Raw genomic sequence first — 13,991 nt, forward strand, 5'->3', positions numbered from 1 at the left:
CATGCTCCGCGTGGGCATACCGGAGAACACCAGCCACTTTTCCCCATTCACAAAAAAGGCGCCTCGAAAGGCGCCTTCTTTGTTTGTCGCAAAAGCGGTATTACTTGCCCGCCCAGCGCTTCAAGACCAGCGTGGCGTTGGTGCCGCCGAAGCCGAAGCTGTTGCTCATGACCAGATCGATCTTCGCATCTTCCTTAGTCTTGAGCAGGATAGGCATGTCGGCAACCACCGGGTCCAGTTCGTCGATGTTGGCCGAACCTGCGATGAAGTTGTTTTCCATCATCAACAGGCAGTAGATCGCTTCGTGGACACCTGCGGCGCCCAGCGAGTGGCCCGACAGGCTCTTGGTGGAGCTGATCGCCGGAGCGTTGGCGCCGAATACTTCGCGCACGCCTTCCATCTCCTTGGCGTCGCCGACCGGAGTCGAGGTGCCGTGGGTGTTGATGTAGTCAATGGCACCCGAATCGATGTCGCCCAGCGCCATCTTCATGCAACGAATGGCGCCTTCACCGCTTGGTGCGACCATGTCGTAGCCATCGGAGGTCGCGCCGTAGCCGACGATCTCTGCGTAGATCTTCGCGCCACGCGCCAGAGCGTGTTCGAGTTCTTCGACAACGACCATGCCGCCGCCACCGGCAATGACGAAACCGTCACGCTTGGCGTCGTAGGCACGCGAGGCTTTTTCCGGCGTTTCGTTGTACTGGGTGGACAGTGCACCCATCGCGTCGAACAGGAACGACTGGCTCCAGTGCTCTTCTTCGCCGCCACCGGCAAAGACGATGTCCTGCTTGCCCAGCTGGATCTGCTCGACAGCGTTGCCGATGCAGTGCGCGCTGGTGGCGCAGGCGGACGAGATGGAGTAGTTCACACCCTTGATCTTGAACGGCGTGGCCAGGCAGGCCGAAACGGTGCTGCCCATGGTCCGCGTGACGCGGTACGGGCCGACGCGCTTGACGCCTTTCTCGCGCAGGGTGTCCAGCGCTTCCATCTGGTTCAGGGTCGAGGCGCCGCCGCTGCCGGCGATCAGGCCGGTACGCACGTTGGAAACCTGCTCGTCGGTCAGGCCCGAATCGGTGATGGCGTCTTTCATCGCCAGGTAGGCATAGGCTGCCGCATGGCCGACGAAACGGAAGATCTTGCGATCGATCAGCTCTTCCAGGTTCAGGTCGATGGAGCCGGAAACCTGGCTGCGCAGACCCATTTCGGCATATTCCGGGTTGAAGCGGATGCCAGGGCGGTTAGCACGCAGGTTAGCGGTGACGGTGTCTTTGTCATTGCCCAAGCAGGAAACAATACCCAGACCAGTGATAACGACGCGGCGCATGCGAGTACCCTTAGAAATTTTCAGTGGAAGTGAACACGCCGACCCGGAGGCCTTCGGCGGTATAGATTTCGCGACCGTCGACACTGACCGAACCGTCGGCGATGGCCAGGTTCAGTTTGCCCTTCAGGACGCGCTTGATGTGGATGTTGTAAGTGACCTTCTTGGCGGTAGGCAGCACCTGACCGAAAAACTTCACTTCGCCTGAACCCAGGGCACGACCACGGCCGGGGTTGCCCTGCCAGCCAAGATAGAAACCGACCAACTGCCACATGGCGTCGAGGCCCAGGCATCCAGGCATGACCGGATCACCTTCGAAGTGGCAGGCAAAGAACCACAGGTCCGGATTGATATCCAGTTCGGCGACCAACTCACCCTTGCCGAACTTGCCGCCCTCATCACTGATGTGCGTGATGCGATCAACCATCAGCATGTTGGGGGCGGGCAGTTGCGCATTACCTGGGCCGAACAGCTCGCCACGACTGCAGCGCAGCAGGTCTTCCCGGGTAAAGGCGTGTTGTTTGGTCATGCGAGCTCCTCAATAATCTTGTGCGGCAGGTTGTGGCGCCACTGGCCCGAACGCCAGTTCTGGCGTGTTATTTTCGCCAGGACCCTGTCCGGCAGCCTACTCATAGACTGTTGCGTTGTAATGAAAGTCACAGCGCAGGTGAAATCAAGGTACACCTGTACACTGAATTTTGTCATTCAGCCGATTTTGCTGGCCGATCTGGATGCCAAGACTGCCGCAATTTAACATTTATCGCCAGTCACAGGTGCTTCAAAGGACAGCCAGCGCTGTAAAACCTGCTGTAAATCAGCATGTTTGAAGGGTTTGGGCAGGTAATCATCCATTCCTGCCTGCAAGCAGGCGTCCCGATCACCCTGTAACGCGTTGGCCGTCAGGGCAACGATTGGGATTCGCTCCAGCCCGGAAAGTTGCCTGATTCGACGGGTGGCCTCATAGCCATCCATGACCGGCAGTCGGCAATCCATGAGAATCAGCGCGTGGTTGCCTGCGCTTGCCTTCGCCACCGCTTCGGCACCGTCGACAGCGATGTCGACCTCGCACCCCAGATTACGCAACATGGCCTGCACCACCGTGCGGTTCACGGGGTTGTCTTCGACCAGCAGAATGCTGCGCTCCCGGCCATGTGCATCGAGTATCGACAGCGGCTTGGCAATATCCACCGAAGCGTCGCGCGAGACGGGCAGGGGGATCTGCAGTGTGAACAGCGAGCCCGAACCTTCCGCGCTTTCGGCGTGCAAGGTGCCGCCCATGCGTTCGGCCAGGGTCCGCGCAATCGGCAGCCCCAGACCCGTGCCGCCGTAACGTCTGGAAATCGAGCTGTCGGCCTGCTTGAACGCATCGAACATCGACTCCAGTCGCTCGGCGTCGATACCGATGCCGCTGTCCTGAACCGCGCAGGTAAAGTGCAGCCGCTCATCGTCGAGCATTGCCCACCTTGCGTCGACGCAGACCTTGCCTTGCTCGGTGAATTTAAGCGCGTTGCCGATCAGGTTCACCAGAATCTGGCGAATGCGGGTCGGGTCGCCTATGACGTTTATCGCCTCAAGACCTGGCTGAATGTGCAGTTCCAACAGCAGCTTGCGTTGCGCGGCGCTGTGGTTGAAGGCGTGGGTCGAGGCGCTGACCAGTTCAGCCAGGTTGAACGATATGCCTTCCATTTGCAGGGCATCGCGCTCGATGCGGGAAAAATCGAGGATGTCGTTGATGACCCGCAGCAGATGCTCGGTGGATTCGGTCGCCAGCGTTGCGTACTCGCTCTGCTCGTGGGTCATCTGCGTGGTTTCCAGCAACTGCAACATGCCCAGTACACCGTTCATGGGCGTACGCAGTTCGTGACTCATCATGGCCAGAAAATCCGATTTGGCGCGGTTGGCCTGTTCGGCTTCTTCCCGGGTCTGGATCAGTTGTGCCACCGAGCGTTGCTGCTCGAGGCTGGCGCGGTGCAGGTTCTCCGCCAGGTTGTTGATGTGCCGCGCCAGCGCACCCAGCTCGGCATCATCGCTGACCGGCATGGGCGTGTGGTAATCGCCCTGTTGAATTGCCTTGAGGGCTTCGCCCATAGCGCTGATGGGTCTGGACAGGCTCAAGGCCAGGCTGCGCGCCAGCAGAAAGGCGAACAGCAAGGCCACCATCGCCAGGACGCCAGCCTTGAGCAGGATCTCTTGCTGACGTCGGCTGAATGCTTCGCTGGACATACCTACCAGCACCCGGCCCAGATAACTCTGTGAAGCGCCTTGCGCGGGTTGGCTTTTCCCTGCGGCGGGCGTGCCTGGATTGCCATGAATGGTGGTGCGCTGCGGCTGAACGGGGGCCAGAAACACTTCCATCTGCCGGGTCTGCTGCTCGTTTTCGCGCGGCTGGTCTATGTAGATTACGGCGGTGTTGGAGCTGTCCTGAATTTCCACATAGCGAACGCTGGGCATGGACAAGGTGGCGCGCATCAACGCCTTGAGCCCTTCGATATCGCCCGAGGTCACGCCTGGCTCGACCGCAGTCGCCAGCTGATTGGCGATCAGTTGCCCGGTGTGATTGAGCTCCTGACGCAGGTCCTGAATACGCACGAACGTAAAAAAGCTGATCAACAGAGCTGTCAGCAACAGGGCAGGGCCAAGGCTGATGATCTGTGTGCGGGTATTGATGTCCCAATGCCGAAACTTCATCGACTGTGGGCCTCGCGCGCAACGCACTGCGGAGGTGGTTCGATTGATGCGTCCATGCCTGTTCGCCCGGTGGTCGCGAATCGCACCGGCTGCACAAGGCAGGGCCGATTCGTGATGATTCATGCTGTGCGCGCATGTTAACCGAGATGGCGCGTGTTTCCAGCGAACTTGTCGATGGATGCCATCCTGCGTGCATAACAGATCAGCTTTGTCGCTGGCTGATAACGTGTTGCTCCGTATAATGACGGCATCGCCACTTGAATGGCTCTGGATGGATAGTTTTATGACCACACAGCAACCCGTCGCGGTGCTTGGCGGTGGCAGCTTCGGTACGGCCATTGCCAATCTGCTGGCCGAGAACGGCCATCAGGTTCGTCAGTGGATGCGCGATCCGGAGCAGGCTGAGGCCATTCGCGTCAATCGTGAAAACCCCCGTTACCTCAAGGGTATCAAGATTCGTCCTGAAGTCGAGCCGGTCACCGACCTGACGACTGTGCTCGACGCCAGCGAACTGATCTTCGTCGCCTTGCCATCGAGTGCCCTGCGCTCGGTGCTGTCGCCTCACGTCGAGCGCCTCAATGGCAAGATGCTGGTGAGCCTGACCAAGGGAATTGAAGCGCAGAGCTTCAAGCTGATGAGTCAGATCCTCGAAGAGATCGTCCCGCAGGCGCGTATCGGCGTGTTGTCCGGGCCCAACCTGGCGCGGGAAATCGCGGAGCATGCGTTGACTGCAACAGTGGTTGCCAGTGAAGACGAAGCGCTGTGTCAGGCGGTTCAGGCTGCATTGCACGGGCGCACCTTTCGCGTCTATGCCAGCAATGACCGCTTTGGTGTCGAGCTGGGCGGGGCACTGAAGAACGTCTACGCGATTATTGCCGGGATGGCGGTGGCGCTGGACATGGGCGAAAACACCAAGAGCATGCTGATCACCCGGGCGCTGGCGGAAATGACCCGTTTTGCGGTCAGCCAGGGCGCCAACCCGATGACCTTTCTCGGCCTGGCCGGGGTGGGCGATCTCATCGTCACCTGCTCCTCGCCGAAAAGCCGCAACTATCAGGTCGGCTTTGCGCTGGGCCAGGGGTTGACGCTGGATGAAGCGGTCACCCGCCTGGGCGAGGTGGCCGAGGGCGTGAACACCCTCAAGGTGCTCAAGGTCAAGGCGCAGGAAGTGCAGGTCTACATGCCGTTGGTCGCCGGGCTGCATGCGATTCTTTTTGAAGGCCGTACGCTCAGCCAGGTCATCGAGGCACTGATGCGGGCCGAGCCCAAGACGGACGTCGATTTCATTTCGATTACCGGCTTTAATTGAATTCAGTCTGATCAGGAGAAGGTCTTGAACGAATCGAAAATCCAGCACAACGAATCGATCCTGCTGCGCATTCTGTGGATGCTGCTGTTTCTGGGTGTATGGCACGTCGCGCAAATCATTTTGGCGGGCGTGGTGCTGGTGCAATTGGTTTATCGCCTGATTTACGGCGCGCCGAATGGCGGCCTGATGAACTTCGGCGACAGCATCAGCCAGTACCTGGCGCAGATCGGTCGCTTCGGGACCTTTCACAGCGACCACAAACCCTGGCCTTTCGGCGACTGGCCAGCGCCGCGCGCGCCCGAAGGCGAGGCGGCCCATCATGTCCCGCCAGCGGCCCAGCCGGTGCGCGATGAGGAGCCAAGGCCATGAAGGTTTGGGTACTGCGTCATGGCGAAGCGCAGTCGCGGGCGCGCAGTGATGCCGAACGCGAGTTGACTGCACACGGACGTGAGGAAGTGCTGAAAAGTGCGCTGCACCTGACAGACAAGCCCGTGCAACGGATCATCGCAAGTCCCTACGTGCGAGCACAACAGACTGCCGAGCTGGTGCGTCAGTCGTTGGCATTCGATGACTCGATCGTCACCGCGCCCTGGCTTACACCCGACGGCAGCCCGCGTGAGGTGCTGGCGCAACTGGACAAGCTGGGTGTCGACGAAGTGCTGCTGGTCAGCCATCAGCCTCTGGTGGGCGAACTGATCGGGGTACTGGCGCACGGCAGCCCGCAGCAGGCCGAGCCGATGAGCACGGCCAGTCTTGCCGAGCTGGAAGGCGAGTTCTTAGTGGCAGGCGGGATGCGCCTCAACAGCGTCAGGCACGTCTGAACGGTCTGTGCGAGCAATGAATGACCGCCGCGAATGCGGCTCTTCCGGAAAAAGGATTTAGCATGAGCATATGGCGTCAGGCTCCCGATATCGAAGCCCTCATGGCGGCTCAAAAGAACACCATTGGCGAGGTGCTGGACATTCGCTTCGAGTCTTTCACCGATGATTCCCTTACGGCCAGCATGGTGGTCGATCAACGTACCCACCAGCCTTTCGGACTGCTGCACGGCGGCGCATCCGTGGTCCTGGCCGAGTCGCTGGGATCGATGGCCAGTTATCTGATAGTCGATCCGAGCAAGTACTTCTGCGTCGGGCTGGAGGTCAACGCCAACCATTTGCGCGGTGTGCGTGCCGGCCGTGTCACCGGTGTGGTCAGGCCCGTGCATATAGGCCGGACCACGCATGTGTGGGACATCCGTATCAGCAACGACGAAGGCAAGCCAAGCTGCATTTCGCGCTTGACGGTGGCCGTTGTACCGCATGGCAAAGAGCCTCCAGTCAATTGAGTGTTTTCAGCTATTACGGACGCATTCTCAGGTCCGGTTTGGCCGTTGTGAGAGGGTATCTTTTCTCTTAGTGTTTGAGTGTTCCCTGGAGGGAGCACTCATTCTCAGGAGGATTGATAATGACCGAAGAAAAGCCAGCCTCACCCGGAGAGAGCCCTGCGCCTGAACAGACGGTTGCGTCTGAAACGCCTGCTTTGCCGGGCAGTTCACCGCCCTTTGGCGGAATACTCACCGGTCAACCGATATCTGCTGCAACTCCGCCTGCTGCCAAGGCTCCACCGCAACACGGTGAATTGAATCTGGAAAAGCGCTTGAAGTCGGTCTATGCGGATAACCTGATGACCTCAGCCGAGTTCATGGCCTTGCGTGATGATGCCGACATGCTGTTCGACAAGCTGAAGGTCCAGTTTCCCGACAATGGTGCCCTCGCGCTGTTCCAGCCGTTGTCGGATGTCGCAGTACAAGCCATGCAGTTAGCCATCCTGGATTTCAGAAAGGCCAAGCCCTCTGCTGAGGCCAAGGCCCTTGCCAAACAGTCTTTTGGTTTTCAGGTCGCCTATATAAAGGCTTGCCTGGACCGTTTTACCCAAGCTTTATAGGCCTTCACGCCGCTCCGACCGCCGTATCGGGTAATCCTGATGGCCGGAGTGACACCTGCGATGGCGGTTCCAGTCATTGCCGATCTGCAAAGCAACTTGGCACAATCGTGACTCGCCCGCTCATGGAAGTATTGGCATGTCGCAACCCGTGTTCTTTGCTCACGCCAATGGCTTCCCTTCAGCGACGTACAACAAGCTGTTTTGCGCGCTGGCGCCGGAGTATTCGGTGGCTCATCTTGAGCAACACGCCCATGATCCGCGTTTTCCGGTAGATGACAACTGGCTGAATCTGGTCGATGAGTTGCTCCACCATCTGCGTGAGCAGCCGGGCCCGGTGTGGGGGGTAGGGCACTCGCTCGGCGGCGTGTTGCACCTGCATGCCGCATTGCGCTGCCCGGAACTCTATCGGGGCGTGGTGATGCTCGACTCACCGGTCCTGGGGCTGGCTGATCAGTTAGTCATACGCGCTGCCAAGCGGCTGGGTTTTATCGACCGCATCACGCCAGCGGGTCGCACCCTGGGCCGGCGTGAGGCGTTTGACGATCTGCAGTCGGCACGCGCCTACTTCGCGGGCAAGACCCTGTTCAGCCGCTTCGATCCCGACTGCCTGACCGCCTACCTGCAACATGGTCTGCGCGAAGACGGCGGGCAGTGGCGTCTGCGTTTCGACCCGGCGACCGAGATCAGCATCTACCGCAGTATCCCGCACACCAGCCCAATGCCGTCACGGCAACTCAAGGTGCCGCTGGCCATGGTGCGCGGCAAACATAGCCGGGTGATCATGCCTCATCATGGTTATCTGGCCCGACGCATGCGCGAAGGCGAATACCTGTCCATGCCCGGAGGGCACATGTTTCCCCTTGAACGACCGGATGAAACCGCATTGCTGCTCAAGACGCTGCTGGCTCGCTGGGACGCGCGCAACGCCTCAAGGGTGACGGCGTGACGTTTACCGTGGAGGAGGTGCGTTTCAATCTGGGCCATATCGAACTGGCGGCGCATCTTTACGGCCCCGAGGACGGCCAGCCGGTGATTGCCCTGCATGGCTGGCTCGACAACGCCAACAGCTTTGCCCGTCTGGCACCGCAACTGGAGGGCCTGCGCATTGTGGCGCTTGATCTGGCCGGGCATGGTCATTCAGGGCATCGGCCTGCCGGGGCGTCCTATGCGCTGGCCGACTATGTGTTTGATGTGCTGCAGGTCGCCGAGCAATTGGGCTGGCCGCGCTTCGCCCTGATGGGGCATTCGCTGGGCGCGATCATTTCGGTATTGCTGGCCGGGTCGTTGCCGGAGCGCATCACGCGGCTGGCACTGATCGATGGTTTGATTCCCTTGACCAGTGACCCCGAATCCGCTGCCGAGCGCATGGGCTCGGCCATGCAGGCACAGCTCAGGCTGTCGGGCAAGAAAAAGCCGGTTTACGAAGATCTACAACGCGCTGTCCAGGCGCGAATGAAAGGCACCGTTCCGGTCAGTCGCGAGGCTGCAGAATTACTCGCGCAGCGCGGCCTGATGCCGGTACCCGGCGGCTATACCTGGCGCAGCGACAGTCGCCTGACCTTGCCGTCTGCGATACGTCTCACGCATCAGCAGGCAATGTCTTTCGTCAATGCTATCCGTTGCCCGACGCAACTGCTGGTCGCTGCGGGCGGTATGCTGGCGAAAAACCAGCTTGTGCTGTCCGGACTGCCTTTCGACGTCGTGCAGCTTGAAGGTGGCCATCATCTGCACCTGGATGACCAGCAGGGTGCGAGCGCTGTTGCACACTGTATCAATCGCTTCTTCGCTGCTTCTTGACTTGAGACCGGCAACTGCCGACGCTGGACGGGTTGAAACAGGAGTCAACCGTGATGGATCAATCCGCAGCCTCTGGTGACCGCCTCGCTGGCGATCTTTTATATTTTCACTCCCTGCTTGCCTGCCAATGAGAGCACTCATGCGTTTATCAAGTGTTCCCGTTGTTGCCTTGTGCATGTCTATGTTCAGCGCTGTGCTGTGCGCCGCCGATGTACCAGGCAGCAGCGATCTGCAGATCCTGCCGCGTCTGGCCGACACGGAAATCGTCGATTATCGTCAGGCTGCCGAGCTCGAACGGGTCTATCCCATGGGCTCGATCCGCAAGATCAGCGGCCAGTTGCGTTTCGACGGCCAGGTCAGTGCGCGTGGCAATCTGACGTCGGTCACCTATCAGTTACCTGCAGAGCGGACTTCCGACGACGCCTTCACCGCGGCTCGTGAAACCTTGCAGCAGCAGGGCGCCGAGCTGTTGTTCTGGTGCCAGGCGCGCGACTGCGGAGAAAGCAGCCTGTGGGCCAACGAAGTGTTCGGCAACGCCAAACTGTATGGCGCGGATGACCGCCAGGCTTACCTGTTGCTGCGTCTGGCAGAGCCGCGCAGCGACACGCTGGTAGCGCTTTACAGCATCACCCGTGGCAACCGCCGGGCCTACCTGCATGTCGAGCAGTTTGAATCCTCTGCGCCACTGGGCGAACTGCTGCCGACCTCGGCCACCTTGCTGCGCCAGCTGCGAAGCACCGGCAAGCTGGAACTGCCCCGTCTGAGCGGCGAACCACAGGATGCCTGGATTACCCTCGTTTCCCGCGCCCTCAATCAGGACAGCAGCCTGCGCGCCACGGTGTCCGGACCCAGTGCCGGCGCCTGGCTTGACGCCCTGATCGCCAAAGGTGTTCGCGCTGCCCGGCTCGAGGCGGGCGTCACTGAAGGCAAAGGGCTCAAGATCGAGGTTATCCGCTAGAACAGCGATGGCGGACGCGCAGGTTCGCCATTATGCTCGCTCCCTCTGATCCTTTTTAGTGGATAGCGCATGTTCAACAATGACCGTCTGTTGGTGCAGATTCTGCTGCTGGCGCTGTTTGGTGCCTGTCTCTGGGTGATGGCGCCGTTCTGGTCGGCGCTGGTCTGGGGCGCGGTACTGGCCTTCGCCAGCTGGCCGTTGATGCGTTTGCTGACCCGCTGGTTCAAGGGCCGTGAGTCGTTGGCCGCGCTGGTGATGTGCCTGTGCTGGATGCTGCTGGTCGCGGCGCCGCTGGTATGGCTGGGCTTCAATCTCGCCGACCATGTGCGTGACGCTACAGGCCTGATCAAGGATATTCAGGTCGACGGCTTGCCCGATCCACCGCAATGGCTGGCGGGTATTCCGCTGGTGGGCGAACGACTGGTAGCGCTGTGGACCACCATCGATCAGCAAGGCGCGGCGTTCATGGCGACGCTCAAACCGCATCTGGGTCAGGTCGGTAACTGGGTGCTGGCACGCAGTGCGCAGATTGGCAGCGGGATTCTGGAACTGACCCTGAGCATCGTCTTCGCCTTCTTTTTTTACAGGGACGGTCCGCGCCTGGCCGCATTCGTGCTCAGCCTGCTGGAGCGCCTGATCGGGGAGCGCGCCCAGTATTATCTGGATCTGGTCGCTGGCACGGTGCAACGCGTGGTCAACGGGGTCATCGGTACGGCAGCGGCCCAGGCGGTACTGGCGCTGATCGGCTTCCTGATCGCGGGCATTCCCGGCGCGTTGGTGTTGGGTATTCTGACTTTTCTGTTCAGTCTGATCCCGATGGGCCCACCCCTGGTCTGGCTGCCTGCCACTGCCTGGCTGGTCTGGCAGGGCGAGTACGGCATGGCGATATTTCTGGGCATCTGGGGGATGTTCATCATCAGTGGCGTGGACAACGTGCTCAAGCCATACCTGATCAGCAGGGGCGGCAATCTGCCGCTGGTGATTGTCTTGTTGGGTGTGTTCGGCGGATTGCTGGCGTTCGGCTTCATCGGCCTGTTCATCGGCCCGACGCTGCTGGCAGTCGCCTACAGCCTGCTGACCGACTGGGTCGGCAGCGAGCGTGCCCGCAGCCGCTGACGGCGAAAGTTTCCGCCGCGCCATGACGGGCGGCGGAGCCTCGCTTTACGCAGCGGTATCCAGGTACTTGCCGACCGGCTTGCTGCTCTGGGTGTCATATTTTTCGCTGAGTGCGGCGATCATCTTGTTCAAGGCCTGAGTCGCAATCTGGTTGGTGTTGCCCTGATCAATGGTGCTGTCACTCTGTTTCAACGCGGCAGACAACTCGGAGGCGCTGATACTGTCGTTGCTATCGCTGTCCAGCGCACTGAACAGGCTGGCGCTGTCAGTACTGCCGGAGGTGCTCATCTGCGCAGGCGGCATACCGGCAGGAGGCTGTTGCGGTTGCATACCGGCGACCAGCTCCTCAAGGCTGACTGTGCCGTCCTCGTCAGTGTCCAGTGCATCGAACACCTGGCTGCTGTTCGCCGTACTGCCCGCATTGCTCAGGCCGGTGGTCAGCTCGTCGCTGCTAATGGCGCCATCGCCATCGCTGTCCAGCGCGCCGAGCAGATCTTCTGCCTGTTCATCGACCGACTGCATGGGCGGCGGCGGAGGTGGTGTCATCGCGGCCAGTTCGTCGGCATCGAGGCTGTCATCGTCGTTGCTGTCCAGATCGCTGAATGCCTTGCTCAGGCTCACAGTGATGCCATCCTTGCTGTTCGACGACAGGGCCGAGCTCAGCTCGTTCTTGCCAATGCTGCCGTCGCCATCGGTGTCCAGCTTGGCCAGCAGCTCTTCCTGAAACTTCTTGTTGCTGGTGCTGGAGGTTGCACTGGTCGAACTGGTGTAGCTGGAGAAACTGCTGCTTATCCCACTGATCATTGGTCTCACTCCCCTGAGATGAATGTACCCGGTAACGGTGTACCGGCTTTTGCAGACTCGGGGCGTCAGTTGTCGAGGGGATGTAGGCTTTGTACGCGGAGCGTTACAGAGTGCGTCACAGTCGTGGCAGGTCCAGTATCGCCGTCAGGCCGCCGCCTGGCGTTTGCGCGAGCGACAGCTCGCCGCCGATACGCCGCGCCGCTTCCCGCGCAATGCTCATGCCCATGCCTATACCGCCGGAGTTGCGGTTGCGAGAACCTTCCAGTCGGTAGAACGGCTCGAACACGGCTTCGTGAAACTCAGGTGCAATGCCAGGCCCGTGATCGACCACGGAGATGCGCACCCGCTCGCTGCTGTCCTCGATCACGATGTGTACGCTGCCGGCATAACGCAGAGCGTTGTCGACCAGATTCTGCAGGCACGAGCGCAGTGCCATCGGCTGCGTCTTCAGCGGTTTGCACTGGCCTTCGTACTGTACGTCGTCGCCATTGTCCTGGGCATTCTCGGCCTGCGACTCGATCAGTGCCTGCAGGTCGAACTGCTGCAGGCCTTCGCTGCGTCGGTGTTCATTGAGGTAGGCGAGCGTGGCGTCGAGCATGCTGATCATGTCATTGAGGTCCTGAGTCATCTGGCCATGCAGCCTGGGCTCTTCGATCTGTTCGACACGCAGCTTGAGCCGCGAAAGGGGGGTGCGCAGGTCATGGGATACCGCAGCCAGCATGCGCCCGCGCTGCTGCATCTGTTCGCGGATCTTGCGTTGCATCAGATTGAAGGTGTGCGCAGCCTGTCGGGCTTCCTGCGGACCGCTGATTTCCAGTGGCGGGCTGTCGAGGTCTTCACTCAGGCGCTCGGCTGCTTCGCTCAGGCTCTGCACGGGACGGCTGAGGGCCTTGGCGCCGTACCACGCGGCAATGATCAGGGTGATGAACTGGAAAAACAGCAAGATGACCGGGCCACCGAGCATCGGCGGTCTGTGCATGGGCCGCTGATCGAATTGCCCATGTTCGGCGTTGAACTCGTTGGACGGCGGCGGCGGGGGGCGCATGCCGTACTGGGTGAACCAGATGAAGGCCAGCAGGTGCGCCAGCAGAATGGCCAGCAAGGCGCCACCAAACAGACGCGCAAACAGTGTATCGAATCTGCGGATCAACCCAGCTCCCTGGCATCGAACAGATAGCCTTCACCGCGCACGGTTTTGATCAGTTGCGGATTCTTCGGATCATCGCCGAGCTTCTGGCGCAGGCGCGAGACCAGTAAATCGATGCTGCGGTCAAACGCCTCGATCGAGCGGCCTCGGGCAGCATCGAGCAACTGCTCGCGGCTCAGCACCCGATGCGGCCGTTCGAGAAACACACGTAACAGGCGAAACTCGGCGTTGGACAGCGGCACCACGAGGCCGTCGGCGGCGGTCAACTGACGCAGGACGCTATTCAGGCGCCAGGCGTCAAAGCGAATGGTGGTGCGCTGATCGCTGCGTTCGTCGCGGACCCGGCGCAGAATGGTCTGGATGCGCGCGACCAGTTCACGCGGCTCGAACGGTTTGGCCATGTAATCGTCGGCACCCAGTTCCAAGCCGATGATCCGGTCAGTCGGTTCACAGCGTGCGGTCAGCATCAGAATAGGGATATCCGATGTACTGCGCAGCCAGCGGCACAGTGACAGCCCGTCTTCACCGGGCAGCATCAGGTCCAGCACCACGACATCGAAGGTTTCATCGGTCAATGCCTGACGCATCTGCGTGCCATCGGTGACGCCACGAGCGTTGATATTGAAGCGCGTCAGGTAATCGCAGAGCAGCTCGCGAATGGCCACATCGTCATCGACGATCAGCGCACGAACGCTCCAGCGCTGCTCGGTCGATGTGGCATCCAGGGGGGTATCGGGAAGTGCTTGCATAATGCGTCTGTCGCCTGCTTGTGCCGCCATGGACTGGCTGCTGTTGAAGATCAACGCTGCCCCTCATGCTACTTCGCCGGGAGGCTCGGCGGTAGGGTGGCGCGACCGAATGTCGTGCGCATGTCATAAATGTATCGAGATTGATACGAGCGCCTGTCGAGCCTGCCCTGCGAAGC

15 protein-coding genes are annotated in these 13,991 nt (G+C 60.6%); 9 read left to right on the forward strand and 6 right to left on the reverse strand.

Going from position 1 to position 13,991, the window contains the following annotated elements; genetic code table 11:
- Window positions 1-100 precede the first annotated feature (100 nt).
- The 3 genes from fabB to AO388_RS01715 form a co-directional block, all read right to left on the reverse strand.
- Window positions 101-1,324, reverse strand: a complete 1,224-nt coding sequence (gene fabB, locus AO388_RS01700) for a beta-ketoacyl-ACP synthase I (protein WP_003433104.1) — start codon at window positions 1,322-1,324, stop codon at window positions 101-103.
- A 10-nt stretch (window positions 1,325-1,334) separates the two neighbouring features.
- A complete protein-coding gene (gene fabA / locus AO388_RS01705; protein ID WP_003316569.1) occupies window positions 1,335-1,850 on the reverse strand; it encodes a 3-hydroxyacyl-[acyl-carrier-protein] dehydratase FabA in 516 nt (171 codons plus the stop codon).
- A 221-nt stretch (window positions 1,851-2,071) separates the two neighbouring features.
- A complete protein-coding gene (locus AO388_RS01715; protein ID WP_058415981.1) occupies window positions 2,072-4,009 on the reverse strand; it encodes an ATP-binding protein in 1,938 nt (645 codons plus the stop codon).
- A gap of 283 nt (window positions 4,010-4,292) precedes the next feature.
- Here AO388_RS01715 and AO388_RS01720 point away from each other — a divergent pair, with 283 nt between their 5' ends.
- The 9 genes from AO388_RS01720 (at window position 4,293) to AO388_RS01760 (ending at window position 11,115) form a co-directional block, all read left to right on the forward strand.
- Window positions 4,293-5,318, forward strand: a complete 1,026-nt coding sequence (locus AO388_RS01720; RefSeq protein WP_003433101.1) for an NAD(P)H-dependent glycerol-3-phosphate dehydrogenase — start codon at window positions 4,293-4,295, stop codon at window positions 5,316-5,318.
- 78 nt (window positions 5,319-5,396) lie between these two features.
- A complete protein-coding gene (locus AO388_RS01725) occupies window positions 5,397-5,687 on the forward strand; it encodes a DUF4389 domain-containing protein (protein WP_235591891.1) in 291 nt (96 codons plus the stop codon).
- Window positions 5,684-6,139 (forward strand): phosphohistidine phosphatase SixA, encoded by a 456-nt coding sequence (gene sixA / locus AO388_RS01730; protein ID WP_058396468.1) that lies wholly within the window; start codon window positions 5,684-5,686, stop codon window positions 6,137-6,139. The genes AO388_RS01725 and sixA overlap by 4 nt, the downstream gene beginning before the upstream one ends.
- A gap of 62 nt (window positions 6,140-6,201) precedes the next feature.
- Window positions 6,202-6,645, forward strand: coding sequence for a hotdog fold thioesterase (locus AO388_RS01735; protein WP_003366728.1), 444 nt, complete (start codon window positions 6,202-6,204; stop codon window positions 6,643-6,645).
- A 119-nt stretch (window positions 6,646-6,764) separates the two neighbouring features.
- Complete coding sequence (locus AO388_RS01740; protein ID WP_058415982.1) at window positions 6,765-7,244, forward strand: hypothetical protein; 480 nt, start codon at window positions 6,765-6,767, stop codon at window positions 7,242-7,244.
- 136 nt (window positions 7,245-7,380) lie between these two features.
- Window positions 7,381-8,190, forward strand: coding sequence for an alpha/beta fold hydrolase (locus tag AO388_RS01745; RefSeq protein WP_003366732.1), 810 nt, complete (start codon window positions 7,381-7,383; stop codon window positions 8,188-8,190).
- Window positions 8,187-9,041 carry an alpha/beta fold hydrolase gene (locus AO388_RS01750; protein ID WP_003433093.1) on the forward strand — a complete coding sequence of 285 codons (855 nt, stop codon included), beginning with the start codon at window positions 8,187-8,189 and terminating at the stop codon, window positions 9,039-9,041. The genes AO388_RS01745 and AO388_RS01750 overlap by 4 nt, the downstream gene beginning before the upstream one ends.
- 139 nt (window positions 9,042-9,180) lie before the next feature.
- A complete protein-coding gene (locus AO388_RS01755; RefSeq protein WP_058415983.1) occupies window positions 9,181-9,999 on the forward strand; it encodes a DUF4892 domain-containing protein in 819 nt (272 codons plus the stop codon).
- A 69-nt stretch (window positions 10,000-10,068) separates the two neighbouring features.
- A complete protein-coding gene (locus AO388_RS01760) occupies window positions 10,069-11,115 on the forward strand; it encodes an AI-2E family transporter (protein ID WP_044308390.1) in 1,047 nt (348 codons plus the stop codon).
- A gap of 45 nt (window positions 11,116-11,160) precedes the next feature.
- Here AO388_RS01760 and xopAW read toward each other — a convergent pair whose 3' ends face one another.
- From xopAW to AO388_RS01775, 3 genes are all read right to left on the reverse strand, one after another.
- Window positions 11,161-11,919, reverse strand: a complete 759-nt coding sequence (xopAW, locus tag AO388_RS01765) for an EF-hand domain-containing protein (RefSeq protein WP_003433090.1) — start codon at window positions 11,917-11,919, stop codon at window positions 11,161-11,163.
- A gap of 115 nt (window positions 11,920-12,034) precedes the next feature.
- Complete coding sequence (locus AO388_RS01770; RefSeq protein ID WP_058396467.1) at window positions 12,035-13,069, reverse strand: sensor histidine kinase; 1,035 nt, start codon at window positions 13,067-13,069, stop codon at window positions 12,035-12,037.
- On the reverse strand, window positions 13,066-13,815 hold the full coding sequence (locus tag AO388_RS01775) for a response regulator (RefSeq protein ID WP_004661894.1): 750 nt from the start codon (window positions 13,813-13,815) through the stop codon (window positions 13,066-13,068). The genes AO388_RS01770 and AO388_RS01775 overlap by 4 nt, the downstream gene beginning before the upstream one ends.
- Window positions 13,816-13,991 lie beyond the last annotated feature (176 nt).

This window comes from Pseudomonas sp. ICMP 10191, from assembly GCF_001467335.1.
In the GTDB taxonomy this organism is placed as follows: Bacteria; Pseudomonadota; Gammaproteobacteria; order Pseudomonadales; family Pseudomonadaceae; genus Aquipseudomonas; species Aquipseudomonas cerasi.